This window comes from Aquitalea magnusonii, from assembly GCF_003202035.1.
Taxonomy (GTDB): domain Bacteria; phylum Pseudomonadota; class Gammaproteobacteria; order Burkholderiales; family Chromobacteriaceae; genus Aquitalea; species Aquitalea magnusonii.
Genome location: NZ_QJKC01000032.1, coordinates 1 through 26669, shown reverse-complemented (window position 1 = coordinate 26669; position 26669 = coordinate 1). Strand labels below are relative to the sequence as shown.

General features: G+C 61.1%; 26 protein-coding genes. 14 read left to right on the top strand and 12 right to left on the bottom strand.

Translation table 11 applies throughout. The features are described 5' to 3' along the window. Positions 1 to 410: 410 nt before the first annotated feature. Entirely contained in the window at positions 411 to 716 is a 306-nt protein-coding gene (locus DFR38_RS20060; protein WP_059287687.1) for a helix-turn-helix domain-containing protein, read from the bottom strand. A gap of 352 nt (positions 717 to 1068) precedes the next feature. On the opposite strand from DFR38_RS20060, the gene DFR38_RS20055 reads away from it, so the two are divergent. Together DFR38_RS20055 and DFR38_RS21145 are read left to right on the top strand one after the other, a co-directional pair. Further along, positions 1069 to 1335 (top strand): hypothetical protein, encoded by a 267-nt coding sequence (locus DFR38_RS20055; RefSeq protein WP_059284335.1) that lies wholly within the window; start codon positions 1069 to 1071, stop codon positions 1333 to 1335. Positions 1336 to 1451: 116 nt separating this feature from the next. Next, positions 1452 to 1721: a hypothetical protein gene (locus DFR38_RS21145; protein ID WP_146216028.1), complete on the top strand. Its 270-nt coding sequence runs from the start codon at positions 1452 to 1454 to the stop codon at positions 1719 to 1721. 126 nt (positions 1722 to 1847) lie between these two features. On the opposite strand, the gene DFR38_RS20050 is transcribed toward DFR38_RS21145, so the two are convergent. Next, positions 1848 to 3083, bottom strand: a complete 1236-nt coding sequence (locus DFR38_RS20050) for an AraC family transcriptional regulator (protein WP_204377375.1) — start codon at positions 3081 to 3083, stop codon at positions 1848 to 1850. Here DFR38_RS20050 and DFR38_RS20045 point away from each other — a divergent pair. Both DFR38_RS20045 and DFR38_RS20040 read left to right on the top strand, forming a co-directional pair. Beyond that, on the top strand, positions 3082 to 4191 hold the full coding sequence (locus DFR38_RS20045) for an alpha/beta hydrolase (RefSeq protein WP_059284334.1): 1110 nt from the start codon (positions 3082 to 3084) through the stop codon (positions 4189 to 4191). The genes DFR38_RS20050 and DFR38_RS20045 overlap by 2 nt on opposite strands. Positions 4192 to 4391: 200 nt before the next feature. Next, positions 4392 to 5606, top strand: a complete 1215-nt coding sequence (locus DFR38_RS20040) for an MFS transporter (protein ID WP_059284333.1) — start codon at positions 4392 to 4394, stop codon at positions 5604 to 5606. A gap of 70 nt (positions 5607 to 5676) precedes the next feature. Here DFR38_RS20040 and DFR38_RS20035 read toward each other — a convergent pair whose 3' ends face one another. Beyond that, complete coding sequence (locus tag DFR38_RS20035) at positions 5677 to 6594, bottom strand: LysR family transcriptional regulator (protein WP_059284332.1); 918 nt, start codon at positions 6592 to 6594, stop codon at positions 5677 to 5679. Between the two features lie 114 nt (positions 6595 to 6708). On the opposite strand from DFR38_RS20035, the gene DFR38_RS20030 reads away from it, so the two are divergent. Next, on the top strand, positions 6709 to 7215 hold the full coding sequence (locus DFR38_RS20030) for an SRPBCC family protein (RefSeq protein ID WP_059284331.1): 507 nt from the start codon (positions 6709 to 6711) through the stop codon (positions 7213 to 7215). A gap of 100 nt (positions 7216 to 7315) precedes the next feature. On the opposite strand, the gene DFR38_RS20025 is transcribed toward DFR38_RS20030, so the two are convergent. Beyond that, complete coding sequence (locus DFR38_RS20025; protein WP_059284330.1) at positions 7316 to 8356, bottom strand: GlxA family transcriptional regulator; 1041 nt, start codon at positions 8354 to 8356, stop codon at positions 7316 to 7318. 51 nt (positions 8357 to 8407) lie between these two features. Here DFR38_RS20025 and DFR38_RS20020 point away from each other — a divergent pair, with 51 nt between their 5' ends. After that, positions 8408 to 9208, top strand: a complete 801-nt coding sequence (locus DFR38_RS20020) for an acyl-CoA thioesterase (RefSeq protein WP_059284329.1) — start codon at positions 8408 to 8410, stop codon at positions 9206 to 9208. 184 nt (positions 9209 to 9392) lie between these two features. Here the strand turns inward: DFR38_RS20020 and DFR38_RS20015 are convergent, their stop codons facing one another. Beyond that, the gene (locus tag DFR38_RS20015; RefSeq protein ID WP_059284328.1) at positions 9393 to 10697 is read right to left on the bottom strand and encodes a LysR family transcriptional regulator; all 1305 of its coding nucleotides are present in this window, start codon (positions 10695 to 10697) and stop codon (positions 9393 to 9395) included. 201 nt (positions 10698 to 10898) lie between these two features. Here DFR38_RS20015 and DFR38_RS20010 point away from each other — a divergent pair, with 201 nt between their 5' ends. The 6 genes from DFR38_RS20010 (at position 10899) to ligK (ending at position 17781) form a co-directional block, all read left to right on the top strand. Beyond that, positions 10899 to 11813, top strand: a complete 915-nt coding sequence (locus DFR38_RS20010; protein WP_059284327.1) for a LysR family transcriptional regulator — start codon at positions 10899 to 10901, stop codon at positions 11811 to 11813. Between the two features lie 154 nt (positions 11814 to 11967). Then, on the top strand, positions 11968 to 13053 hold the full coding sequence (locus tag DFR38_RS20005; protein WP_059284326.1) for a 4-oxalomesaconate tautomerase: 1086 nt from the start codon (positions 11968 to 11970) through the stop codon (positions 13051 to 13053). A 104-nt stretch (positions 13054 to 13157) separates the two neighbouring features. Further along, positions 13158 to 14483 carry an MFS transporter gene (locus DFR38_RS20000; protein WP_059284325.1) on the top strand — a complete coding sequence of 442 codons (1326 nt, stop codon included), beginning with the start codon at positions 13158 to 13160 and terminating at the stop codon, positions 14481 to 14483. Between the two features lie 80 nt (positions 14484 to 14563). Next, positions 14564 to 15859: a gallate dioxygenase gene (locus tag DFR38_RS19995; RefSeq protein ID WP_059284324.1), complete on the top strand. Its 1296-nt coding sequence runs from the start codon at positions 14564 to 14566 to the stop codon at positions 15857 to 15859. A gap of 54 nt (positions 15860 to 15913) precedes the next feature. Next, the gene (locus DFR38_RS19990; RefSeq protein WP_059284323.1) at positions 15914 to 16939 is read left to right on the top strand and encodes an amidohydrolase family protein; all 1026 of its coding nucleotides are present in this window, start codon (positions 15914 to 15916) and stop codon (positions 16937 to 16939) included. Positions 16940 to 17097: 158 nt separating this feature from the next. Beyond that, complete coding sequence (gene ligK, locus DFR38_RS19985) at positions 17098 to 17781, top strand: 4-carboxy-4-hydroxy-2-oxoadipate aldolase/oxaloacetate decarboxylase (protein WP_059284322.1); 684 nt, start codon at positions 17098 to 17100, stop codon at positions 17779 to 17781. A 245-nt stretch (positions 17782 to 18026) separates the two neighbouring features. On the opposite strand, the gene DFR38_RS19980 is transcribed toward ligK, so the two are convergent. Together DFR38_RS19980 and DFR38_RS19975 are read right to left on the bottom strand one after the other, a co-directional pair. Beyond that, positions 18027 to 18227, bottom strand: a complete 201-nt coding sequence (locus DFR38_RS19980; protein WP_059284321.1) for a hypothetical protein — start codon at positions 18225 to 18227, stop codon at positions 18027 to 18029. Positions 18228 to 18384: 157 nt separating this feature from the next. Then, on the bottom strand, positions 18385 to 19551 hold the full coding sequence (locus DFR38_RS19975; protein WP_059284320.1) for a porin: 1167 nt from the start codon (positions 19549 to 19551) through the stop codon (positions 18385 to 18387). A 316-nt stretch (positions 19552 to 19867) separates the two neighbouring features. Here DFR38_RS19975 and DFR38_RS19970 point away from each other — a divergent pair, with 316 nt between their 5' ends. Next, positions 19868 to 21709 (top strand): tannase/feruloyl esterase family alpha/beta hydrolase, encoded by a 1842-nt coding sequence (locus tag DFR38_RS19970; protein ID WP_204377373.1) that lies wholly within the window; start codon positions 19868 to 19870, stop codon positions 21707 to 21709. A 164-nt stretch (positions 21710 to 21873) separates the two neighbouring features. Here DFR38_RS19970 and DFR38_RS19965 read toward each other — a convergent pair whose 3' ends face one another. Beyond that, positions 21874 to 22461: a DinB family protein gene (locus DFR38_RS19965; RefSeq protein ID WP_204377372.1), complete on the bottom strand. Its 588-nt coding sequence runs from the start codon at positions 22459 to 22461 to the stop codon at positions 21874 to 21876. A gap of 512 nt (positions 22462 to 22973) precedes the next feature. On the opposite strand from DFR38_RS19965, the gene DFR38_RS19960 reads away from it, so the two are divergent. Beyond that, on the top strand, positions 22974 to 23228 hold the full coding sequence (locus DFR38_RS19960; RefSeq protein WP_059284319.1) for a hypothetical protein: 255 nt from the start codon (positions 22974 to 22976) through the stop codon (positions 23226 to 23228). Between the two features lie 5 nt (positions 23229 to 23233). Here DFR38_RS19960 and DFR38_RS19955 read toward each other — a convergent pair whose 3' ends face one another. The 4 genes from DFR38_RS19955 to DFR38_RS19940 form a co-directional block, all read right to left on the bottom strand. Then, a complete protein-coding gene (locus DFR38_RS19955) occupies positions 23234 to 24376 on the bottom strand; it encodes an alpha/beta fold hydrolase (protein ID WP_059284318.1) in 1143 nt (380 codons plus the stop codon). A gap of 167 nt (positions 24377 to 24543) precedes the next feature. After that, complete coding sequence (cheZ, locus tag DFR38_RS19950) at positions 24544 to 25287, bottom strand: protein phosphatase CheZ (RefSeq protein WP_059284317.1); 744 nt, start codon at positions 25285 to 25287, stop codon at positions 24544 to 24546. A gap of 53 nt (positions 25288 to 25340) precedes the next feature. Continuing rightward, complete coding sequence (cheY, locus tag DFR38_RS19945) at positions 25341 to 25730, bottom strand: chemotaxis response regulator CheY (RefSeq protein ID WP_059284316.1); 390 nt, start codon at positions 25728 to 25730, stop codon at positions 25341 to 25343. 78 nt (positions 25731 to 25808) lie between these two features. Next, the coding region (locus DFR38_RS19940) for a chemotaxis protein (protein ID WP_110313849.1) at positions 25809 to 26669 on the bottom strand (861 nt) is incomplete at its 5' end.

Genomic DNA, 26669 nt, shown 5'->3' with positions numbered 1-26669 from the left:
AGGGTTTAAGAAGCCCAGCGAAGCATTCTGGGAATGTTGCTTCAATCTGGATATCAGGATTCCAACCACCGTTGCACTTGGCTCTTGAAACCGCCGTGCTATTCATGCCTCACCCCGCTCAGGGCCTGCTCCGCCTTGTCGTGCGTGCTGCTGTTGCTGCGTGCACGCGCCGACCTGGACACGTGGCCGGCACCATTCGCCAGCATTTCCCCCGCCGCTGGACCATGCTGATAGCTGGGCCACCACGGCGTGCTGTGGGGCGTGGCGCTCGGCCGCACCGGCGGGCTTTGCCGCTTGCTTGCCGTGGCTGCGGGAAGGGCAGGGCTTGCCCGTGTGTGTTTTCATCAGTGCTGGCTCCGGATGGCCTATCGTGACGCTGGCGCAATGTGTGGCGCTTGCATACGATTCATTCAGACAAAGCGGCTGGCGCAGTCGGCCAGTACCATGGCGGAAACAAGGGGAGGCAAAACCGGTTTAGAATGGCGCTTTTCGTAGCGGCTGGGCCAGATCACTTCCGGTGGCTGGCCGATGGTGGCGGCAATGATGCGTTCCGCCTTGGGCCAGGGGCGGTCCAGGGCATTGTTGAGTGCGCCGGCACTCAGGCCGATTTCCCGTGAAAGCTTGCGCAGGGACCAGCCCTGTTTGTGCAGGGCCGCTACGATGTCCGCACGGTGCCAGTCCGGTGCGGTTTTTTTGACGGCAGCAGATGTGTTCATGCCTTAATCCTTTGCGGTGATCAGGTGTGAACACGTTAAGTGTTAAGAAATTAACGGTCAATGTGTAAAGCTATTAACACTTATCGTTTCTGTACTTTGTGCTTGCTGCGCGTGTATTCATTCAAACCGTTGCTTTTTCTGGCGAATTGTTAGCCTTGTTGACGATTTAAGTGTCAGGTTTGGCTTAACGGTTAACTGGGGTAAGTGTTAGGTGCAGGATTTGTTATCAGCCAGTGAAATTGCAGCACTGCGCCTTCCCGGCATGCCGACGTCGAAGCCGGCGATCATCGCCCGGGCAGAGCGGGAGCGGTGGTATTGCGAGACCGTGACCGGGCGAGGTGGGGAGCGCCGCATGTACCGGCTGCCAGAGCACTACCAGCTGGCGCCTTTGGAGCTGGCGGCCACGCAGTTGCCTGCCACGCAAGGCAGGGCACCGGCTGCCGTGGATGTCGGCAAGTTGCAGATGGTGGAGTCGGTGCTGGAGCATATCCTGCAAGAGCGGGGTTTGACACTGCGTCCCGAGCAACGCGGTCAGGTGGTGGCGTTTTTGTATGACTACATTGCCAGGGGTGGCAGTTGTGAAACCATGGCCCAGGCACTGGATGCGCTGGTCGCCTGACCCTACTTTACGACAGTTCCCAAAAGGACAGGCCGGCACTAGTCTAACGGCCTGTCCAACTGAGAGAGTCAGCCCATCATGCCGGAGATACGGATGTCGAGCGCCTCAGGCGGCTATTGAACGATGCGCTCGACTTGCCAAAACCGACTGGCCCGCGCTATCTCCACCCGTCGCCGGTAAAGTTTCTTGCTGCCAACGACGAATGCTATCCGGTTATTCATCCTGATCTGCAAACCATCCTGTCCGGTGTCAAAAACACTGCAAGTCCCAGCAGTCTGCAGCTGTTCTTACGCATTTTCCTGCACGAAAAACTCGATGGCCCCGCCATGCTGATTGCCTCATGGTTATTGGCCTTCGTCGCATCATCACCAATCAAATACCGGTGACAAAATAACTACCTCCCCACAGCTGGCGCTGGTGGTCGTGCGCTTGCTTGCCGCGTTTGCGCAGATTGCTGATCGAGTTGAAGCAGGTCGCTGGATGGCCCAGTGCATCAGTCAGGCAACAAGCAGTTAGTTGGGGAATGTTGTTGCACGCGAAGGCAGCGCCCTGTCGCGCATTCCCTCGATGTCACGCCTGGGCGGCACACCAAAGAGACGGCGGTATTCCCGGCTGAATTGGGAAGGACTTTCATAGCCTACCTGGAAGGCGGCGGTGGAGGCGTCCAGACCTTCATTCAGCATCAGGCGTCTGGCCTCATTCAGGCGCAACCATTTCTGGTACTGCAGGGGACTCATTGCCGTGAGCAAGCGGAAATGGTGATGCAGCGTTGATGCACTCATTTGTACATGGGCGGCCAGTTCTTCAATGCTCATGGGCTGGGCGTAATGCCTTCTCAACCAGTGGACGGCCCTGGCGATGCGGTGGCTATGACTGCCTGCGGATGTGATTTGCCAAAGGCGTGCGGCCAGGTCGCTGGTGAGCAAGCGGTAGTGAATCTCCCGCTCGATCAGCGGTGCGAGCACGGCAATGGCCTCGGGCTCATCCAGCAGGCCAAGCAGGCGGGTAAAGGGCTCCAGCAAAACGGGTGTCATGCTACCCAAGGTCGTGCTGCTCTCCTGCGCACACTCACGAGGAGGCGGCAAGCTGTTTTGCGCAATGATTTCTGCCATGACACCCATATTCAGCTTGAATACCAGACCCAGGCAGGGGTGCTGCGGGCTCGCCTCGAGAACTTGCGAGCGCGCTGGAACATCAAGCGAGTTGAGCAAGAAGCGTTCGGTGTTGTAGGCAAACGCTTGCTCGCCAACCAGCAATTGCTTGGCGCCCTGCACCACAAACACGACACTGGATTCGACCATGCAGGCGCAGGCGTCACTGGGTGCGTCTCGCCGGAATAACTGCAGGCTCCCGATGGCTGTCGCGCAGTCGCCTTCGCTGTCTATCCATCTGCCGATTGTTTCAGCCAAGCCTGCATGCATGGCATGGAGCGGGCCGTATGGATTGTGCTTGCGCTGATTTCCAGCAGGCATTGGCATCTCCCGAAATTTTTCACCGATGCATGATACGTCGCAGCGGGTCCGCGTGTCGCATCGTGCCAGGCCGTGCCGCAGGATCAGGCAAAGAACAGGCAGGATCCTGCTATCGAAAATCCAGATGACACCCAGAAAATACATCCAAGCAAAGCGGGCAGGTGAGCAGTCCTCACCTGGCGGGTATCGCCAGCGACCTGCTGTCACCGTCATGTCAAGCAAACCTGAATGTAAAGCTGGCCGGCTGATAACCGGCACATCTGGAGAAAACACCATGAATACGCACCATGAAACCAGCCATGCAGTCACTGAACCGGATACGCCCAATGTGGTGCGTCGCGATTTGCTGAAGTTGACCGGTAGCAGCATCGCCGCCCTGGGTGTCGGGATGGTTGGCACCGGTCCGGCCTTGGCCCAGTCGCCAATCACGCTCAGCGAAAAATGGGACAAGACATTCGCCAAAAGTAATCAGGTGGAGCACCAGAAGGTCAGCTTCAAGAACCGCTATGGGATCACCCTGGTGGCGGACTTGTACCAACCGCTGCATGCCCGTGGTAAACAGGCCGCACTGGCAGTAGGTGGCCCCTTTGGTGCGGTAAAGGAGCAGTCTTCCGGCCTGTATGCCCAAACCATGGCCGAACGCGGCTTCATCACCCTGGCATTTGATCCGTCCTATACCGGGGAAAGCGGCGGTGAGCCGCGCAATGTCGCTTCCCCGGATATCAGTACCGAGGATTTCAGTGCTGCAGTGGACTTTCTTGGCCTGCTGCCCAATGTGGACCGGGAACGCATCGGCATCATCGGCATTTGTGGCTGGGGTGGCATGGCCTTGAATGCCGCCGCCGTGGATAAGCGGGTGAAAGCTGTCGTGGCCAGCACCATGTACGATATGACGCGCGTGATGTCCAAAGGCTACAACGACAGTGTGACGCCTGCCCAGCGTACGCAAACGCTGACACAGCTGAGTCTGCAACGCTGGAAAGATGCCGAGCAGGGCGCGCCGGCTTACCAGCCTCCTTACAATCAGGCTGTGCACGGCGGTGAGCCGCAGTTTGTGCTTGACTATCACGATTACTACATGACAACGCGTGGCTATCATCCGCGTGCGGTGAACTCCGGCAATGCCTGGACGCAGACCACACCCCTGTCTTTCATGAACATGCCGATTCTGAGCTATATCGCGGAAATCTCACCGCGTCCGGTCCTGTTCATCCATGGCGAAAAGGCGCACTCGCGCTACTTCAGCGAAACCGCCTATGCGGCTGCAGCGCAACCGAAGGAACTGATGATCATTCCTGGAGCGGTCCACACGGATTTGTACGACCGCACCGAGGTGATTCCTTTCGACAAGCTCACCGCCTTTTTTACCCAGCACCTGGTTTGAGCACTCCACGTCCTGATGCAGCGCCTGGCCGGATGGAGCGCCTCCATTGCCGGCCAGGCTCTTGCCGCCCTGAGCAACAGCCACAGCCAAAGCGACCCGTGCTCAGCTTGGCAGCACCGGTAACGGTAGCCGGCTGGCTCTGCCTGCGGGTATGAATCAGCGCGGGCCGGCCGTAAACCATGGAAATAGCGAATATCTGCATGACCGTCACCACCTCTGCTACGCCTGCAGCCATTGCCAGCGGCACGAAAAAACAAACTGCATGCTGGAGTGGCGTCTTTGCCATATCGCTGTGTGTATTTGTACTGGTCTCCTCGGAATTCATGCCGGTCAGTCTGCTGACGCCCATTGCGGGTGCACTGCATGTCAGCGAAGGAATGGTTGGCCAGGGTATCTCGATCTCCGGTGTGCTGGCGGTGCTGACCAGCCTCTCCATTGCCTCCCTGAGCAAAGGCATGGATCGCAAGACGCTGCTACTGATTCTGACCTTGCTGATGGGCATCTCGGGTGCAGTTGTCGGGCTGGGGCAGACTTACCTGACCTTCATGTTCGGCCGTGCACTGATCGGGGTGGTGATTGGCGGGTTCTGGTCAATGTCTGCTGCCATGGCAATGCGGTTGGTGCCCGCCGATCAAGTATCAAAAGCACTGGCGATCTTTAATGGTGGCAATGCCCTGGCCACCGTGCTTGCCGCCCCGCTGGGCAGCTTGCTGGGGGCCACCATCGGCTGGCGCACCGCCTTCTTGTCACTGCTGCCTGTTGCCATGATTGCCTTGGTCTGGCAATGGCTGGCCTTGCCATCCATGCCGGCGGCAGCAAGCCGCTCAAGCTCCCGCAAGGTATTCAAACTGCTCAAAAGCCGCAGGCTTGGCTATGGCATGGCCGGATGCGCGGCCTTCTTCATGGGCCAGTTCACGCTGTTTACCTATCTGCGCCCTTTCCTTGAGGTGGTGACGCAGGTCAGCGCGCCCACCCTTTCCGTCTTGCTATTGGCGATGGGGGTGGCGGGCTTCCTTGGCACGCTGATGATCAGCGGGCTGCTCAAGCGGGGTTTGTACCCGCCACTGATTGCCATCCCCGTATTGATGTCAGCCATTGCGATCGTTTTGATTCCGCTTGGCTCCTGGCTTGCTGCGGTGACCGTGTTGCTTTGCCTGTGGGGGCTGATGGCAACCGCGACCCCGGTGGGCTGGTGGAGCTGGCTTGCACAAGCCATGCCGAATGATGCCGAGCAGGGCGGTGGCCTGATGGTGGCGGTCATCCAGTTTGCCATTGCCGCCGGCTCTACCCTGGGCGGGCTGATGCTGGATCATGGCGGCTATCAGATCACTTGGATGACCAGTGCCATTTTGTTATGGCTGAGTGCCGGCCTGACGTTTTTGGCTTATCGTGCGCCAGCGCGTTCGGCCGGCTGATCCATGGCCTGGCCTAGCAACTGCTGCGGCTGGAGAGCGCACGACAACTTGATATTGCCAGGAAATATCATCACTCCGAATGGCGCAGCCGTGTCAGCAGGAAATCGACAAAGGCCCTTACCCGGGCGGAAAGATGACGGTTTTGCGGATAGGTGACCGAGAACTGCCGTGCCCGGCCGCCGTGGTCCTGCATCACCTCCACCAGCTCGCCGCGTGCCAGCGCGGGCGCAGCGATGAAATGGTAGGTCTGGAACAGTCCGCCTCCGGCCAGCCCCCAGCTGATGCAGCCCTGGGCATCGTCCAGCAGGCGCAGGCGACTATGGAACTGATAGTCCAGCGGCTGGCCATCCGGTAGCGTCAGCAGCCATGGCATGGCGCGGCCGGTGCTGGGGAGGATGAATTGCAGACAGTCATGCCCGGCCAGCTCATCCATCTGCTGTGGCACGCCGCGCCGGGCGAGATAGCCGGGTGTGGCAAAAATGCCCAGCGTGGCGTCTTCCAGCTTCTGCACCACCAGGCGGGAATCCTGCGGCGTGCCGATGCGGATGGCCAGGTCGTAACCTTCTTCCACAATGTCCGCCACCCGGTTGGATAGGCTCAGCTCCAGTTCGATCTGCGGATAGGCGCTGGTGAATGCCTCCAGCACGGGCAGCAGGCGGTAATTGGCGTACAGGGTGCCAACGCTGATGCGCAGCAAGCCGCTGGGTACTTTCTGCTGGCCGGTAATGGCGCGTTCGGCTTCGGCAATCTGTTCCAGTGCCTGGCGGCACTCCTGCCAGTACAGCTCGCCTTCGTGGGTCAGCCGCATGGTGCGCGTGGTGCGTGCAAACAGGCGCACCCCCAGCCGTTCTTCCAGCCGTTTGATGGCGCGGCTGACCGAAGCCGGTGTCAGCCCCGATACTTCTGCCGCGGCGGAAAAGCTGCGCAGCTCCGCCGCTTTGCAAAACAGGGCGATGGTGCTGATCTGGGTGGCATCGAAGGCGGGCATCTTTATTCTCTGATGTAACAGATAATGTGATTTTAGCGCCATTTATTCATTGATGTGGGGTGCGTACAGTAGCAGCCAGGCTTTCTTAGCAACCCCTGCCACAAGGAAAACATCATGAGTGACATTATCTGGCCCGCTGGCTATGTGCCTGGTTTTACCGACAATTACTGCTCCAATGAAGTGATTGTCACCGGCGTGAGCATCGACCGGTTGTGGACCCTGCTCAACACCCCGCATCTATGGCCCAGCTACTATGCCAATTCGGCCAATACCCGTTTTTACGATGGCAAGGGGCCAGAGCTGGCCATGGGCGACCGTTTTTACTTTGAAACCTTCGGCTTTCCGGTGGAGGCGCAAGTGGTGGAGCATGTCGCTCCCGTTCCGGGGCAAGCGGCGCGCATTGCCTGGCATGGCTGGGCCGGCAGCACCGCGGAAGACAGGCTGGACGTGCATCACGCCTGGCTGATTGAAGAACTGTCGGCCGGGCGGGTGCGCATCCTGACCCAGGAAACCCAGCTGGGCAAACCGGCCCAGGCATTGGCACAAACCAAGCCCAATCCCATGATCAACGGCCATCAGGACTGGCTGGACGGCATGGTGGCGGCCGCGCGGCAGGGATAAAACAGCGCATGGAGGCCACTGCCATGTCCTGTGGCCTCCATCGCCCTTGCCGAGCCAGCCCGCTGGAGGCCATCCGGCGCCAGCTGCAGGCCATGCTTGTTCAGGTGGGCTGGAACTGTTTGCGGTAGGCTGCCGGCGTGCAATGCAGTTCGCGCTGGAACAGCCGGCGAAAGCTCGCGCTATCGCTATAGCCCAGCTGCTGGATGATCTGCTCCAGCGGCAAGTTGCTGCCTTCCAGCCAGCGCCGGGCGGCATGCAGTCGTAACTGCTGCAAATAGCGCAGCGGTGATACGCCCAGTACCTGGTTGAAGCGCCGGATCACGGTACGGCTACTGCTGCGGGCGTGCGCGGCCAGCGTTGCGAGATCAAAGGGGGCGGCCATATTGTCCTGCAACCAGTACTGACAACGCAGCACCAGCGCATCATCATGCCCGGCAAAACTCTGCATCGTCATATAGGGTGCCTGGCTGCCGTGCTGTGGTCCGGTCAGCAGCAGGCGCGAACAGGCCAGCGCGTATTCCTGCCCACCGTATTGCCGGACCAGATGCAAGGCCAGCTCTATATAAGAGGTGCTTGCGCCGCCGCACAGCAGGCCGGGGCTTGTCGTCATGGTGGCATAGGGCTGTAGCCGTACCCGTGGATAGCGGTTGCGAAACCAGGTGGTGAGCCACCAGCTGATCGTAGCTGGACGTTCATTCAACACCCCGCTTTCCGCCAGCAGCGGGATGCCGGTACAGAATGAAAGCAGCTGTTTGCCTGCCGCATGCCATGCTGACAGTTGCTGCTGCAGCACGGTTTCGCTGGCGAGCCGTGCCTGGAACTGCTTGAGCGAGCTATAGGCAAGCGGTGGCACGATGATGGTGTCAGCGCAGCCTGCCAGCTGCCAGTCGCCTTGCGCATGCAGCAGGATGCCCGATGCACTCTGTACCGGCTCGCTTGCCTGGCTGCACAGGGTCCAGCCAAATAGCGCTGCCTGCCCCTTGCGCTCGGCCAGTTGATTGGCAAACAGCAGGATGTCGATGAAGCCGGTGACGCTGCCGGCATAGCAGTGTGGGGAAAGCAGAACGCTGATCTGGTGCATGGGCTGGCGATAATGACCTGAATATTGTCGATATTGCCACTGTGCCGGCAGATTGGCCATGGCTACACTGCATGGCAAACGGGCTTGGCCCCGGCCACACAGAGAAACAGCATGCATATCGATGAAATGATTCCCACCCTGCTGAGTGCTGATGCCACTGCGGCACGCTTTGCCTGCCAAGCCAGTGATGACTGGGCGCAGGGCCGTACCTTGTTTGGTGGTGTGCAAGCCATGCTGGCCGTGCGTGCCATGCGTCAATGGCTGCCGACACTGCCGCCTTTGTGGTCGCTGCACAGTACTTTTGTGGCACCCATTGCGCCGGGTCACATGCTGATCGAAGTGAGCTTGCTGCGGCAGGGTAAAACCGCAGTGCAGCTGAGTGCGCGCCTGCTGGATGGGGAACAGACCGCTGCCATCTTTGTTGCGGCCTTTGGCCAGGCGCGTGATTCGGCAGTGCAGCTGAGTCCACCTGCACGCCCTGTCGGCGTGGTGGCTGAACCCGCCGGCGAACTCCCCTATATGCCTGGCATCACCCCGGCATTTACCCAGCACTATGGCTACCGCTGGCTGGCCGGCGCCCTGCCGTTCAGTGGCGGCAAGGCGCCTTTCAACCGCATCCGGCTCCGTCAGCGCGATGCGGGTGTGCTGGACGAAGCCCATATCGTGGCCATGGCCGATGCCATTCCTCCGGTGGCCTTGTCGCTGCTGCCAGGGCCGACTCCCGCCAGCACCCTGAGCTGGTCGCTGGAGTTTGTCCGCCATCAGCCTCCTCTTGATGCGGAGGATTGGTGGCATATGGATGCCACCCTGCTGGCGGCGCGTGATGGCTATTGCAACCAGGATGCCCATCTGTACGGGCCGGATGGCGAGTTGGTCGTCTTGTCGCGGCAGGTGGTGACGGTGTTCGGCTGAGTCAGGTCGCTGATTGTTGAAAGGTCCCAGCCTTGTTGCCTGGGGGCGTGGCAAGGCATGGTCAGTAGCTTGCGCCACTGTTTTTTGCCGGCATCCTGATCATGGCAACGCTCCGGCTTGAGCTGGACGCTGTTCTTCAGAGGAGGCGTCCAGTCATGCCGGGGAGATGCAGGTTACCAGGTGGCTAGGCGGCACGGTCTTGCCACAGCGCTACCCCGCGCGCTGTAGCGATATCGGGCAGAGGACTGCATGGCAGCAGGTCGTTGGCGCATATCTTGCGTAACTCCTCCAGCAAGGCCTGCATGGCGGGAGGCGGATGGCAGCCGGAACGCTGGATGATGCCTATGCTCCGTTCGGCCTCTCCCAGCTCGACATTCAGTTCGACAATATCTCCTTTTTCCATTTCATAGCGTAATTGATGCGGCGAGCAGGCTGTCAGCAGATCGCTATGAATCAGCAGATTGCGCACGACAGCCAGATCGCCGCTTTCAACCGAAGGCTGCGGGGCGCTGAGTCCGTGGCGGGTGAACGACCTGACCAGGGCGCGCCGTGCGGGAGAGTCCTGCCTGGGCAGGATCCAGCTGGCCTGTTGCAGGAGGGCGAGCGGGATGCGGCCCGGCGTGCGGGTCAGCGGGTGATTGGCGCGGCAGAAGATGCGTACCTGATCGACAAACAAGGGTTCGCTGATCAACTGGCGGTTTTCCTCCTGCGGCCGCAGTGCGCCAAAGATGAAATCGATGTCGCCACAGCCCAGGTCGCGTGCCAGCTCTTCGTAAGCGCTTTCCCGCGTCTTGATTTGTATCCGGGGATATTTTTGCAAAAGATGCACGATCGCCAGCGGCAGCAAGCGTGTCCGGCCCAATGGCAAGGCCCCCACCGTGATGCAGCCCTCGACGCTGCCCTGCAGCGCCATCAGCTCCGCCTGCATGTGGCGCACTTCGGCAAACACACGTTTTGCGTGCAGCAGCAATGGTTCGGCTGCTTCGCTGACCAACAGTCCCTGCGCAGTGCGCTGGAATAGCGGCTGGCCCACCGATTCTTCCAGTCGCGCCAGCGACATGCTGACGCCGGACTTGCTCATGCCCAACTGATGGCCGCAGGCCGCAAGCTGGCCATGGTTGGCCAGACTGACAAAAACGCGCAGCTTGCTACCGGATAGCAGCAATTGGGTCAGGACATCCGGATCTTTCCTGATGTTCTGACCGGTACACAGGGTGGCAGCCGCCTGGCGGATTTCCGCCTGAATGCGCCGCGCCCGTAAATGCACGGCTTCGCCATAGGCATTGAGCAACATGCCGCGCGGGCGGCGTTCGAACAGCTCCACGCCCAGCAGTTCTTCCAGCTGGGTCAGCGCACGGGTGATGGCCGAAGCGGCCTTGAAAATCTGTTCGGACGAACGGGTGACGCTGCCGGTGTGGGCCACCGACATAAACACGCGCAGATAGCGCAGCACATCATCCCGGTCCGCACAGGCGGCAGGGTGGGGCATGAGTCTCTCCTCCAATGATGCAATGGCCGTGACCGCCGGGCGTTGGCTTGGCGCACCCGTGACAGACCGGCATGTTTTTTTGCTTTGCCGCACATTCTGCGGCTAAGGTGCTATTCATTGCAGATGTCAAAACCGTGTCAGTGATCAGCTTTCCTGATCGCTGGAATGGCAAGTCGGCAGCACCTGCCGCAGGAGGACGGAATGAAACTGGCAACACTGGCCGCGCTGATTGCCGCGGTGGAAGAGGGCAGCCTGCGGGCGGCGGCGCGCCGTGTCGGCTGTTCGCAACCGGCGCTGACCCGGATGATTCGCGAGCTGGAGCTGGAACTGGCCGCCCCCTTGCTGCTGCGCTCCTCGCGCGGGGTATTGCCCACCGCGCAAGGGCGGGTGTTGTATGAGCGGGCGGTGCGGGCCCGCCACGAGCTGGAAGCCGCCGCCGATGAAATCAGCCAGATTGGTGGCCATATGGTGGGCAAGCTGCATATTGGCGCGGTACCGCTGGCGGTGATGCTGCTGATTCCGGAAGCCATGCGCACCTTTGTGCGGGAGTTTCCGCACATCCAGCTGCGCATCAGCGAGGAGCTGTATGTGGCGCAATTGCAAAAGCTGCGTACCGGCGAGGTGGACATCACCGTCGGCGGCATTCCGGACGACCTGGCCGCCGGGGAGTTTTATGTCGAACCCTTGCTGCACACCGAGATGATTCCGGCCGCACGCCAGGGCAGCCGCTGGCTGGAGGCCCGCTGCTTGCAGGATTTGCAACACGCACCCTGGGTGTATACCGGTACCGCCCATCGCGCCGGTTACGCCCGTGCGCTATTCGAGCGCAATGGTCTGGAAGCGCCACAACAAGGCGCGCTGGTCAACTCCACCCTGGCCTTGCTGTCGCTGGTGTCTACCGGCGACTACGTGGCTCTGTTGCCACGGCAGATTGCCCGCCAGTCCTGGCTGGCCAGCTATGTCTCGCCTATTGATCTGCGCGAGCCTGGCTTGCCGCTGCAAGTGGGTGCCATCGTGCGCCAGGAGCTGGCGCTGGCCCCGGTAGTGCGCCATCTGCTCACCCATTTGCACCGTGCTGCCCACCACATCAACCGCGGTGATACCTTGCTTTCCTGATTCCCTGTGCCCGCGCCTGCGCCGGACAGACCCTGAGCTGTCATGCTCACAAAATGAGAATGCACGGTCACGAAGGGGCAAAGTTGCCGACGATTCCTCCGCATATAGTGTTGTCACAACACGATGACCATCACGGTCCAGGCGGAGGAGAAACATGGAAACAAAGTCCCGATACAGTGGTTTGCAGGCACTGCCCTGCGTGTGGATGCGTGGTGGCACCTCCAAGGCGGCCTTCTTTCACGCCGCCGACCTGCCCACCGACCCCGCCGCACGCGATCGTCTGCTGCTGGCAGCCATGGACGGCACCGACGCCCGCCAGATCGACGGCATTGGCGGCGGACATCCGCTGACCACCAAGATCGCCATCATCTCCCGCTCCAGCCGTGACGATGCCGATATCGACTACCTGTTCGGACAATTGGTCATTGCTGCCCAGCGTATCGACTACGCCCCCACCTGCGGCAACATCCTGGCCGCGGTGGCCCCGTTTGCACTGGAAGAGGGCCTGCTGCCCTGTGCCGACGGTGAAACCCGTGTGCGCATTCACATGGTGAACACCAAATCCCTGTGCGAAGCCGTGCTGCCCACACCGGGCGGCAAGGTGAGCTACCAGGGAACTACCCGCATCAGCGGCGTGCCTGGCAGTGCCGCCGCCATCGAACTGCGTTTTGCCGATGTGGCCGGTTCTTCCTGCGGCGCGCTCTATCCCACCGGGCAGGCGCAGGACGTGGTCAATGGCGTGGCGGTCAGCTGCATCGACAACGGCATGCCGGTGGTGCTGCTGCGTGCCGCCGACCTGGGCATTACCGGTTACGAAAGCCCGGCCGAGCTGGACGCCAACGACAGCTTCAAGCGCGAGCTGGAAGCCATTCGCCTGGCTATCGGCCCGCGCATGGGCCTGGGCGATGTCAGCGAGCGGGTGGTGCCCAAGATGACGCTGCTGGCCGCGCCGATTAATGGCGGAGCCATTCATACCCGTACCTTTATCCCGAAAAAATGCCACGACGCCATCGGCGTGCTGGGCGCGGCCTCCGTCGCCACCGGCTGCGCCAACCCGGCCACTGTTGCCGGTGATCTGGTGGCGCTGAATGAGGGCAGTGCAGCCATTTCGGTGGAGCACCCGACTGGTGAATTCACTATCCGCCTGACAGCGCAAGCAGATGCCGCGCCGGCGGTGGCGCTGATCCGCACCGCAAGGCCCTTGTTTCGCGGCCAGGTGCTGCTGCCTTACCCGGCCTGAGTGCCGTTTGCACCAATAGATAAAAAACCACAGGACGCGGCTCGATCCGCGCCCAACGCTCGCTGTACTACAACAATGCAATAACGCAACAGGAGGAGAGATTCATGAATCAGGCAGAAGTACTGGATGTGCGCGCGTTTATCAACGCGCGCAAGATGTCGGCCTTTCAATGGGGGCTGGTGGTCTTGTGTTTTCTTATCGTGGCCGTGGATGGCATGGATGTGGCCATCATGGGCTTTGTCGCCCCCAGCATTCTGGGTGAGTGGCATATCTCGCGTCCGGCCTTTGGTGTGGTGATGGGCGCTGCGCCCATCGGCCTGGCGGTGGGTGCCTTGCTGGCCGGTTCTTCCGCCGACTGGTTTGGCCGGCGCAAGGTCTTGCTGGCTTCGGTACTGGGTTTTGGCCTGGCCACCCTGGCCACTGCGCATGCCAGCTCGCCGCAGTCCATGGCGACACTGCGTTTCATCACTGGCCTGGCACTGGGTGCGGCCATGCCCAATACCACCACGCTGATCTCGGAATACATTCCGGAACGCATCCGCTCCTCGGTGATTGCCACCATGTTTACCGGCTTCAACCTGGGTTCGGCGGCCATCGGTTTTGCCGCCGCCTGGCTGACGCCGCGCTATGGCTGGCAGGCAGTGCTGACCTTTGGCGGCCTGATGCCCTTGATTCTGCTGCCCTTCATGTTTTTCCTGCTGCCGGAATCGGCCCGCTATCTGGTGAGCAAGAACGCCCCGGCCGAGCGCGTGCGCCCGCTGCTCTCCCGCGTGTGTCAGGTGAAGCTGGACAGCTACAAGGTATTCGTGTCGCAAGAAGCAGCGGTCAGCGCCAAACAGCCGCTGGGTGTGTTGTTCTCGCAAGGCTATGCGCTGAAAACCTTCAGCCTGTGGCTGACCTACTTCATGGGCCTCTTGGTGATTTACCTCACCACCAGCTGGCTGCCCACCATGATGAAAGACGCCGGTATCTCGATTGACCGTGCCTCCACCCTGACCGCCATGTTCCAGCTGGGCGGCACCGTGGGGGCCATCGCGGTGGGCTTTGCCATGGACCGCATCAAGCCCAGCCGCGTGATCAGCGCGTCCTACCTGCTGGGCGGCGTGGCGCTGGTGGTGCTGGGCAGCAGCGGGCTGAATTCGGCCTGGATCGTGCTGGCCATCCTCGCCACCGGCTTCTGCCTGAGTGGCGCACAAACCGGGCTGAACGCCTATGCGCCGGGCTGCTATCCCACCATGGCCCGCGCTACCGGCGTGAGCTGGATGCTGGGTGTGGGCCGTCTGGGCAGCATTCTGGGTTCGTCCATTGGCGGCGTGCTGCTTAGCCTGGGCTGGGGCTTCGAGGCCATTTTCCTGATGCTGGCGGTGCCGGCGGTGATTGCCGCTGCGTCCATTCTGGGTGGCAGCCTGCAAGCCCGCACGCAAGCCTGATTTCCGATTTTTCATAGCATGCAAGCGGCGCTACAGCGGGTAGCGCCGGTATCTGACATACGCAAGAAGGCAGACCTGATATGGCAACCATCATTGGCGGCATCGCCTGTTCCCATACTCCAACCATCGGTTTCGCGGTGGATCGCAACAAGCAGGACGACCCGGTATGGGCACCCATTTTCGAGGCTTTTGCACCAGTCAAAGCCTGGCTGGCGGAGAAAAAGCCGGATGTGCTGTTCATGATTTACAACGACCATGTCACGTCTTTCTTCTTCGACCACTATTCCGCCTTCACCCTGGGCATAGATCAGCGTTACGAAGTGGCGGACGAAGGTGGTGGCGCGCGTAATCTGCCGCCGGTTGCGGGCCATGCCGCGCTGTCGCGCCATATCGGTGCCAGCCTGATGGCCGCCGAATTCGACATGTCCTTTTTCCAGGACAAGAAGCTGGATCACGGCTGCCTGTCGCCGCTGTCCATGCTCAACAACGGCAATAGCGACTGGGACCTACCCATCGTGCCGCTGGCCGTGGGCGTGTTGCAGTTCCCGGTGCCGTCTGCCGCGCGCTGTTACAAACTGGGCAAGGCTTTGCGCGATGCCATCGAAAGCTATCCGGAAGACCTGAAAGTGGCCATCGTCGCCACCGGCGGCCTGTCGCACCAGGTGCATGGTGCGCGTTGCGGCTTCAATAATCCGGAATGGGATTTGCAGTTCCTGGAGCTGTTCGAGAAAGACCCGCAGGCACTCACCCGGCTGACCCTGGCCGATTACGCCGAGCTGGGCGGCATGGAAGGGGCGGAGGTCATCATGTGGCTGATCATGCGCGGTGCGCTGTCCTCACAGGTAAAGAAAATCCACCAGACTTACTACCTGCCGTCCATGACCGGCATTGCCACCGCCATTTACGAAAACGCCAGCCTGCCGCTGCCCAAGCCACGCACGGCGGACCTGCGTCACGCCATGGAGCGGGAACTGGCCGGGGCGGAAGCCCTCAGCGGCACCCACCCCTTTACTCTTGAAGCCAGCCTGCGCACCTATCGCCTGAATAAATTCCTGCGCGACATGATTGATCCGGCGCATCGCGAGCTGTTCCTGAACGACCCGCAGACAGCCTATGCCAAGGCCGGGCTGACAGCTGAAGAGGCCGACATGCTGCAGCGGCGCGACTGGGATGCGCTGATCCGCTACGGCGTGATTTTCTTCGGCCTGGAAAAACTGGGTGCGGTGGTTGGCGTGTCGAACCTGCACATTTACGCCGCCATGCGTGGCCAGACGCTGGAGCAGTTCCAGGCCACCCGCAATGCGCCGGGCGCGCTGTATTCGGTTACCGGCAAGGACGCTGGCGCACTGGCCTGGGACCAGAACAAACAGGGCTGAGCATTGCAAAGCCGCTGTCCGCTGGGCGGCGGCCAGACAACAAGGAATCACACCATGATCATCGACATCCACGGCCACTACACCACCGCCCCCAAGGCGCTGGAAGACTGGCGCAAACGCCAGATCGACAACCTCTCCACCCCGGAGCTGGGCCCCAAGCCGTCCGAGCTGAACATCTCCGACGACGAGCTGCGCGACACCATCGAAAGCAACCAGCTGCGCCTGATGAAGCAGCGTGGCTCCGACCTCACCATCTTCAGCCCGCGCGCCAGCTTCATGGCCCACCACATCGGGGACTTCAACACCTCCTCCACCTGGGCGGCCATCTGCAACGAGCTGTGCTACCGCGTCAGCCAGCTGTTCCCCGACAACTTCATCGGTGCCGCCATGCTGCCGCAATCGCCCGGCGTCGACCCGGCCACCTCCATTCCGGAGCTGGAACGCTGCATCAAGGACTACGGCTTTGTCGGCATCAACCTCAACCCGGACCCGTCCGGTGGCCACTGGACCAGCCCGCCGCTGTCCGACCGCCACTGGTACCCCATCTACGAAAAAATGGTGGAGTACGACATCCCGGCCATGGTGCACGTCTCCACCAGCTGTAACTGCGCCTTCCACACCACCGGCGCGCATTACCTGAATGCGGACACCACCGCCTTCATGCAATGCCTGACCTCCGACCTGTTTACTGACTTCCCCACACTGCGCTTTGTCATCCCGCACGGCGGCGGCGCGGTGCCGTACCACTGGGGCCGCTTCCGCGGGCTGGCGCAGGAAATGAAAAAGCCGCTGCTTAAAGACCACCTGCTCAACAACATCTTCTTTGACACCTGCGTCTACCACCAGCCGGGCATCGACCTGCTGACCAAGGTTATCCCGGTGGACAACGTGCTGTTTGCCAGCGAAATGATCGGCGCGGTACGCGGCATCGACCCGGAAACCGGCCACTACTACGACGACACCAAGCGCTACATCGAAGCGGCGGCGCTGACGGATGCCGAACGGCAGCAAATCTTTGAAGGCAATGCCCGCCGCGTGTATCCGCGACTGGATGCCGCCCTCAAGGCCAAGGGCCTGTAAGGCTGGCAAAAGCTCTGCTCCTGCGTTGCGCCGCCTTGCCGTACCACACGTACTGTCTGCGGCGGCGCGCCTTGACCCAGGGCTTTTGCGGATTTGACCGCATCTCACGTGCGCCATGCGCCACGCGATGGATAAAACAGATCAGGAAAGACCACACCATGTACGAACTCGGAGTCGTTTACCGCAACATCACCCGCGCCGACCGCGCTGCCGCCGATGCACTGGCTGCGCTGGGCTCGGCCACCGTGCACGAAGCCATGGGCCGCGTCGGGCTGCTCAAGCCCTATATGCGCCCCATCTTTGCGGGGAAACAGGTGTCCGGCACCGCCGTCACCGTGCTGCTGCAACCGGGCGACAACTGGATGCTGCACGTGGCGGCAGAACAGATTCAGCCCGGTGACATCGTGGTGGCAGGTGTCACCTCGGAATGCAGCGACGGCTACTTTGGCGACCTGCTGGCCAGCAGCTTCCAGGCACGCGGCGCGCGGGCGCTGATCATCGACGCCGGGGTACGTGACGTCAAAACCCTGCAGGAAATGGACTTCCCGGTATGGAGCCGTGCCATCAGCAGCAAAGGCACCATCAAGGCCACGCTGGGCTCGGTGAATATCCCGGTAGTGTGCGCCGGCATGCTGGTGCATCCGGGTGACGTCATCGTGGCGGACGACGACGGCGTGGTGTGCGTACCGGCGGCGCGTGCGGTGGAAACGCTGGCGGCGGCGCAAAAGCGCGAATCATTCGAAGGGGAGAAGCGCGCCAAGCTGGCTTCCGGCGTGCTGGGCCTGGACATGTATGCAATGCGCGAGCCACTGGCCAAGGCCGGTCTGCGTTATATCGACTGACGTTTGCTGGCGTAAACGTCACTCTCTGTGTTGGCCACCCTGCGGGGTGGCTTTTTTTGGCAAGTAGCGGCAACAAGCAAGCCAGCGCAACGGGGCAGGGTGGGGCGCAAAGCCATTTCAACATTTCGCGTGAGCGAGACAAGACAAACACGGCTGAGGACGCGGAGTTTCCGCAGGGGAAATGCGTATGCCCAAGATGTTGATAAGGTGCTGTCGCCAACGCACAGCAGGCTTTGAACCGCTCCTTAGGCCGTGGTATCCACCGAATTGCCCAGGTGGCTGGGATTGCTGGTGGCGTATTCGTAAATGCCCACCCCCAGCGCCACACCGGCCAGCAGCGGGTGTGCCTCGACAATGGAGGCTGCTTCGGTCACCACGGAAGAACCTGCCTTGAGCAAGGCTCCGCCCGAAGTGCTGATGAATGAACCGACTGCGCCCAGAAACATGCTTGGATTCCTTATTGCATTTATAAGAACTATCGGTGAAATCGCGACTGGCTTGAGCTGCTTTACCCGTATTTACATAAATTGGCATGAGCTTGAAAAAAGGGCTGGCAAGCGCCAGCCCTTCCTGCGTGATGGCTGCGGTCAGTCGCGAGCTGTATCAGAAGGCAGTGGACATGCCCACGCCGACGGTATGCAGGGTGTTGCCATTGGCCAGCACCACGGTGTTGCCGGCATTGGTGCCGGTAGTCAGCGGGCTGAAGCCGAAGTTGGCGTTTTGCAGTGCGCCGTTGCTCAGGCGCGTGGCATAGGTGTAAAAGCTGGTGCGCTTGGTGGCGGCATAGCTCGCGCCAAGCACCCACTGGGTGGCCTTGTAGTCATCGGCATGGCTGGCATTGTTCAGGCTGCCCAGCTTGCTGTAGGACGCCTTGAGGGCAAGGCGTTCGCTCAGCGGCTGGCTGACACCCACCGTCCAGCCGTTCTGGGTCTGGGTTTGGCCGCCCGTGGCGGATTGATAACTGCCACGCTCCACCCCGGCCCCCACCAGCGTACCCGTGCTGCTGAAGGTCCATTGCGCCAGCAGCTTGGCAAAGTCCACATGCTTGCCCGACGCTGCCGTGCCGCCGTTGCTTTGCTCGTAACCGGCAGTGTCAAACTGGCGGTCCCAGCCGAAACCGGCCTTGAACGGGCCGTCACCGTATTTCACCGCCAGGCTCAGGCGGCTGCGATTGGTGTTATTGGTCCTGGTTTCATCCACGCCATAAGACGCGCCAGCCTGCCAGCCGGACAGCGAGGGCGAGATGTAATGCACCGAGTTCTTCAAACGGGTTTCGCCACGGCTGAACAGCTGGTAAAAGCCCGGTCCGGTTCCCCAGCTGTCGGCAATGGTGCCGGCCATCACGTCAATGCCGAAGTCCGCCGTACTGCCCACCAGCGATTTGTACACGGTGTCGTTGTAACCGGCGATCAGGCGGCCGTATTGCTCGCTGCTGATGCCGACAAAGCTGTTGCGGGTGGCCAGGGTGGCGCTCTGGCCCCAGTCGGTAGTACCACCCTGCTCGAAGTTACGCAGGCTGGATTCCACCTGCCAGATGGCTTTTACCCCGTTGCCCAGGTCTTCGTTGCCACGAAAGCCGATGCGGGAATTATTGTCGGTCACGCGGGTGGTGGTGGACTTGGTGCCACCGCTGCCGCCCGATGCTCCCACCGATTCCAGCGAGGCGCTGATCACCCCGTACACGGTGACCGTGCTGTCCTCAGCGTGAGCCGTCAGCCCGGTAACTACGGCACAGGCGGCCAGGGTCAGTTTAAGAGTGGATTGCTGCATGGTTTCTCCTCCATCTGGTTCAGATCCTTGTTATTGCAATGATGTTGATTGCATTGGCTAATCTAGGTCAGCAGAGGAGGGCACGCGTTGCCATTAAGTGAACCTGCGTTGCCGTGTTTTGCCGCTACCGCCGCACAGGCTGGCTTGATAGCGTTGGCTGGGCTAGGCTCAAACCGGTTCTTGATCAAGCAATGCCAGGCGATGGCGCCTTGTTCAGTAGCGTCAAGACAGGAAAATTACAGCAAAGCAGCATGACGTATTCGCTGTCAAATGATAGTAATTCCCGTTTTCAGGGTGCAAATCAGGAGTGAACAAGGTGAACCATACCGCTTATCGCAGCCATCCCCCGGTGGCCTTACGCTGGCAGTCCGTGCTGGCCTGCTTTTGGCTGTGGTGCATGGGCTGGCTGCCGCACTTGGCGCAGGCTGCCGACTATCAGCCCTTGTCCGTGCAGCCCGCGGTAATCAGCTGTGCCGCACTCGGCCAGCAGTCGCTGAGCGGTGTGGCGGATGCGCCAGTCAGCATCCGTGCCGCCAGTGTGGTGAGCACGCCCAAGGGTGAATTCTGCAAGGTAGAAGGCAGCATCGCCCCGGCCATCGGCTTCGAGGTGGACCTGCCCCTCAAGGGCTGGACCCAGCGCTATCTGCAAGGCGGTTGCGGCGGCTTGTGCGGCATGACCCGCGTGGGCATCAGCAATGCCGGGCGCTGCGGCCCCGCCTTGAACGGCGAATTCGTGGTGGCTGCCAACGACATGGGCCACAAGGGTTCGATGACCGGGCCGGACCAGGCCAGCTTTGGGGCAGATCCGCAAAAGCGCATCGATTTTGCCTACCGCGCCAACCACCAGACCGCGCTGGTGGCCAAGGCCTTGATCAAGGCTTTTTATGGCCAGCCGGCACGCTTCTCTTATTTTGTCGGTTGTTCCGATGGCGGCCGCGAAGCCTTGATGGAGGCACAGCGCTACCCGGACGACTTTGACGGCGTGGCTGCCGGTGCGCCCGCGGCCTTGTTCCAGCTGCAAAACTCGCTGTATCACGCCTGGAATGTGGTGGCCAATCAGCGGGCCGATGGCAGCAATATCCTGCTGCAAAACCGGCTGGGCATTCTGCACCGTGCCGTGCTGGCGCATTGCGCCGAAGGCTCCGGCGTAAAGGATGGCCTGCTGCAAGACCCGCTCAGCTGCAAGGTGGACCCGGCCTGGGCGCAGTGTCCGCCAGACGCAAAAGACAGCAGCCAGTGCCTGAGCGCCGAAGAAGTGGCGGTGGCGCGCAAACTGTATGACGGCCCGCTGGATGCGGCTGGCCGTCACCTGACCATGGGCGGCGTGCTGCCCGGCTCCGAGCTGCAATGGATGCTGCCCAATAGCGCAGAAGGCAAGTCGATGAGCCAGGACATGGCCTCACTGGCCATCTCTTACCTGATTCTGCCGCAGGTGGATCTGGCCATGGGTCATCTGCAACAGCTGCGCTTTGACGACGCCACCTTTGCCCAGCTCTCCCGGCTGGCCCCCTTGTATAACGCCGGCAACACCAATCTGCTGCCCTTCCAGCAACACGGCGGCAAGCTGATTTTGTGGCATGGGCTGGCGGATACCTCGATTACGCCTGCCGTTTCGCTGGCCTATTACCAGGGGGTGCAGCAACAGCTGGGTAAGGCCACAACGGATAGCTTCATGCGCTTGTTCCTGCTGCCCGGGGTGAGCCACTGCGGCGGCGGTGATGGCTACAACCAGGTGGATGTACTCAGCCCGCTGATGGCCTGGACCGAGCTGCAACAGGCACCAGCAGCGCTGATTACCGGCAAGCTGGCGCAAGCCGAACCGGATTTCATGGCCGGCCCGCCACCGGACATGCTGCCGGGCAAGGGCAAGCCAGGCAAGCCCGCTCAGCCGGCACCCGGCCTGCATCTGCCGATGATGGTCAGCAGCCCGCTGGCCCAGCCCTGGGCTGCCGTGAAAGCCACGCGCCCGGTGTATCCGTGGCCGCTGATTGCCCGCTATCGCGGCCAGGGCGATGTCAATGATGCCGCCAGCTATCAGCCGGTGCCATCTGCCGTCGCGCTGCCGCTGGATTTCAACAGCCTGGCCACCAGCCTTATCGGACCTGATAACCAGCAAGACCATGCGCCCACGAGCCAGCGCCTGCCGCTGCTGCAATAAGCGCCGCTAGCAAAAATCCGTTGCAGGATCTCGCTTTCCTGCCCTGGGTACTACGCTGTTTTGCCCGCGCTGCAAAACAGTCTGCATCTTGGCCATAGCGGCAGGGCGGTGGTCATGCGGGTCTGGATTTCACCGCAAGCCCCGGCGATGACCTTATGCCGGGGCTAGCCCTCCACCCTGCGTGCCGGCTCCATGGCGTGAATGAATACCGTATAGGTGTCCGCCGGGCGCAGCCCTCCTGCCATGTCCAGTGCGCGACCAATAGCGCCGCGGTGATAGCTGCCGTGATTGACCAGATGGAACAGTATTTCCGCACGCGTCATCGAGCCGGCTTTCCCATCCAGAAAGCGGAAACGGATTATCTCTCCCAGCTGCTCTGCTGGCAGTGCCGCGGCATACGGCTGCAGCCAGCCGTTTGCCGCTGACAAGCGCTGCTCAAGCTCCGCCAGCGTGGGGACGATGTCCGAATTGGTCGTGCAATGCGGCTCGGCTGTTCCCGCCAGCCTGGCGCGGAATACTTCTTCCACCCGCACCATGTGATTCAGTTGCTGGCGGGCAAACGCCAGCTCGGCGGGAAAGGCCTGCGCATCGATCTGGGCGATGGCAGCCAGCGTGCGCTGGTCGGCCCATTGCTTGTAGCGCAGCTGGTTAAGAATCAGTGTTAGCGGCATGGAAGTGGCCTCGTCAATATCGGGTGATGTCTTGAGCATGCAGCCAGCCGGGTCGACCGCTGCGCTGGGGAAAATGCTCATTGTGGTGCAAGCCTGTGCCCAGGCCATTGCTGCCGCCTGCTGCCAGTGCCGTGTTGGCAAGCACCACCAGGCTTGGCTCTGGGCTGATTGTAGCAATCATCAAGGGCCGCTTCGCTGCTGGGGCATGCTGTCATGGCGTGTATCTTCATTTTTTCAAATCAGCCCGGTCATGCATTCATTAGGCAATGGCAAGCAATCATTGTGTGTTCACGGATAAAACGCCCCGTGGCCGGTAAAAAATGCTTCCAGTCATTGCAGCGCATTCTGCTTGGCCAAGGCCAGAGCGCATGACGGCAGTCTGCCATGCTGCTGTGGCCATCTGATGTGTGATGTCGGGTAGGGCAATATCACGCATGCCTGCTTCTGGCCGTTCCCGGCTAGCTTACCTACGATTCACAATGCATAAAAGTAATGCCTGCCCACTTCGTCCAGGGTGTCTTGCCATTCTGCACAAGTGAGGAGACAGCGCATGAAGCTTTCAACAGGGGTGGGCTGCTTGTCGCGCTGGCGCCATGGCCGGACATGTGGTGGCGGGGCTGTCAGCCTGCTTGCTCAAGGTATTGGCGGTGCCGCTGACCAAAACCATCTGCGCCCGGCGGCCCGATGCCTCGCGTTTTACCGTGCGCAAGATTGTCGAGCCGGTGCTGTCCAGCAAGCTGGCCATGGCCATCAGCCTGCGCCACCCCTCAACACTCACCCAGCAGCTGTTCATCGACCTGATTCGCGAGCAGATCCGGGTCTGGCTGGGCTACGAGCAAGCCGTCTGAGTCGGCTAGCGCAGGTGCTGTAGCAACTGGTCGGCCACCGCCTGCCATTTCGAGCTGGAAATCACCGCGTGGCCGGCATCCTCGATGATCACCGCCTCGGTGTCGTAGGAGCGGGCGGTGGCGGCCACCACCTCTGGCGGAATCAGGCGGTCGCGGCTGCCGCCGATGACCTGCACCTGCGCGCTGATATTGTCCGGATTGACATAGGCAGGCTTGCCCTCGGCCGCTTGCAGGGCGATGGCCTTGCCCAGCGGGTCGCCCATGAATTCGACCACCGGCTCCAGCGTGCCCGGCAGCAGGCCCCAGGGCGGTACCGAGCAGATCAGGCTGGCCTTGCGTATGCGCTGATTGCCGTCCAGCACGCGCTGGGTGAGAAAGCCGCCCATGGAGTGGCCCACGATCAGCACCGGTTTGTCGGCCAGCTGTTCCAGGACGTGGTAGACGTCTTCCTCATAGCCGCGCAAGGTCTGGTTGGCGCGGGCCGGGCTGCCGCCATGGCCGCGCAATGACAGGGCGGTGCTGCTCAGGCCGTGGCGGGCAAAGTAGGGCAGGAAGTTTTCCCGCCACTGCCAGCCATCTCCGGCCACGCCGTGAATGAACAGCACATGGGCGCGCGCCGCCACGGCATCGGCATGAAACAGTTCGATGCCGTCGTTCATCTCGTAGCGGCAGGCTGCGGCCGGGTCGGCCTCGGCCAGCTGGATCTGGCAAGAGGTCTCCTCGCCGTCCTGGGCAAAGCGGGTGGTCAGGCCACGGCATAGCGAGGCCATGCGGCCATTGCGGCGCAGATACTGGATGCGCAGGCTGTTGACCTTGCGGCGGCGGGCATGCTCCAGCGCGTGGTCGAACAACATGCGGCCTATGCCCTTGCCCTGGCAGAAGCTGTCCACGCTGATGCCCAGCTCGCCGCAGGGATGGCCTTCATGCTGGAACACCGCGATATGCACTACGCCGATCAGCAGGCCACGGTACAGCACACCGATGACGATGTCGCGATTGAAATTGATGCGGTCGACGTAGTCGGCGAGGGCGGCCTCGCTCATTTCCAGACCAAAGCGGGTAAAGCGGTCTTCGTCGCTCAGTATTTGCAGGTGTGCAAGAACGGCCGGGCGGGTGGTTGCCTGAAGCCGGCTGAATTCGACGTTCATGAGGCTTCCTTTATTGTGCATTGCAGCAATGTTGAGTGTAGGCTTTTCCTCCGCCAATGCAAGCAGCAGCGGCAACAGGCGGTGCAGGCCGCGCCTGGCCGCAGACCGTCAGCCATGACAAAGCCCCGCCGTGGCGGGGCTTGGCTGGCTGCAGCGACCGGGCCGGGCTAGAAGCCCAGGCTTTCCAGCAGGTCGTCCACTTGCTGCTGGTTGGACACCGCGTCGGGCTGGCCTTCCGGATTGATGACCGGGCCGTTGAGCAGGTTGCTGTCCAGTTCTCCCTTTTTGTGCTCGGGTGAAAACTGCACCAGCAAGGTCAGCATTTCGGTTTCCAGGTTCTTGAACATGTCCATCATCTTCTTGATGACCTGGCCGGTCAGATCCTGAAAGTCCTGCGCCATCACGATTTCCAGTAGCTGGGTATTGGTTTCGTGGGTTTGCTGCGGCACCTGGTTCAGGTACTGGTGGGTATCCTGCGCCAGCTGCTTGAATTCCTCGGTGGACAGCTGGTTGGCATAGAGCAGGTTCCAGCGTTCGGCCAGGGTTTTCGAGTGGTTGCCCAGATGGTCCTGCAGCGGCTGGGCGACATCGATGGCATTGAGCACCCGGTCGGCCGCGCTCTTGGTGAGCGAGGCGATGTAGCTCAGCCGGTCGCGGGCGTCCGGTATGGCGTCGGCAACGCGCTCCAGCGACTTGTCATAGCCCATGTCGCGCAGGGCATTGTGCATTTTGCGGGTGATCTGGCCGATCTGTTCGTACATCTCTTCGCTGTCATTGGTGCTGCCGGCCTCGGGCTGGGCTGCTACTGCCACCGGGGCAGGAGCCTCTTGCTCTTTGTGCTGGCTGGCAATGCTGTCAAACAGTGCTTCGAGATCCGGGGAATCTCCGCTATCAAGAATGTGATCCGGCACGATAGCCTCTCCTCTGTGTTGACCTGGCAAGTTGGTTGGCCATGTTGATGCGTTTATTTGTTCATGGTCTGGAAGATCTTGTTCATCTTTTCTTCCAGCGTTGCGGCGGTAAAGGGTTTGACGATGTAGCCGCTGGCTCCGGCCATGGCCGCTTCGACGATGTTTTCCCGCTTGGCTTCGGCGGTAATCATCATGAAGGGCAGATGCTTGATCTGCTGGTCGGCGCGTACTGCTTTCAGCAGCTCGATGCCGGTCATGTTCGGCATGTTCCAGTCGGAAACGATGAAGTCGAAGTTCTGGCTCTTCAGCTTGTGCAGGGCCACCTGGCCGTCCTCGGCTTCGTCTATATTGGTAAATCCCAATTCTTTCAACAAATTGCGAACAATTCTTCTCATGGTTGAAAAATCATCGACCACCAGGAATTTGATATTCTTGTCCACCATGAATGACAGCTCCAGAAAAATGATTTTCCACGGAATCGGCAGCGCTGCGCCCTCGTTTTGTTTCCTGTCAGTACGGTCTTATCTTTGCAGGTAAGGCATCAGGGTTTCAGACAAGACGGCGGGATCGAACTTGGCCACATAGGCATCCACCCCCACGCTGGAGCCCATTGCCCTGTTGGCGTTGGAGGACAGCGAGGAGTGCATGATGACCGGGATGCCCTTGAAGCGGACATCGGATTTGATCAGTTTGGTCAGCACATAACCGTCCATTTCCGGCATTTCCGCATCCACCAGGATGATCTTCAGATAGTCGTGCAGCGACTCGTCTTCGCCCCAGCTGCGGCTGGCCAGCACTTGCAGGCGGTCCCAGGCTTCGCGGCCATTGGTGGCCTGCTGGAACTTGATGCCCATCTTTTCCAGCACGCTGGTGATTTCCTTGCGCGCCACCACCGAGTCGTCGACGAAGAACAGGTACTGGTCGGTTTCCAGCTGTGCCTGCGGAATGTCCGGCAGCCGCGGTTCGCCAATCACCGATGCCAGGATTTGTTCCACATCCAGGATGGAGATCAGCTTGCCGTCTTCCAGTTCGGTAATGGCGGTGATCATGCTGGAGTTGCTACCGCTCATCATCATGTTTTCCGGGGCGCGTACCCGGTCCCAGTCGACGCGGATGATATGGTCGACCGAATCCACCAGAAAAGCCTGGGTGCTCTTGTTGAATTCGGTGACGATCATGGTGTCGAACTTGTGCTGGCCGCGTTCGGGGTCGACAAAGCTGGCCAGCGAAATCACCGGGATGATGTTGCCGCGCAAGGACAGCACGCCCTGTACCCCGAAAGGCATATTGGGGGTTTTGGTGATGGCCGGCGTCTGCGATACCTCGCGCACCTTGAATACATTGATGCCGAAGGTTTCGCGGGTACCCAGCGAAAACAGCAG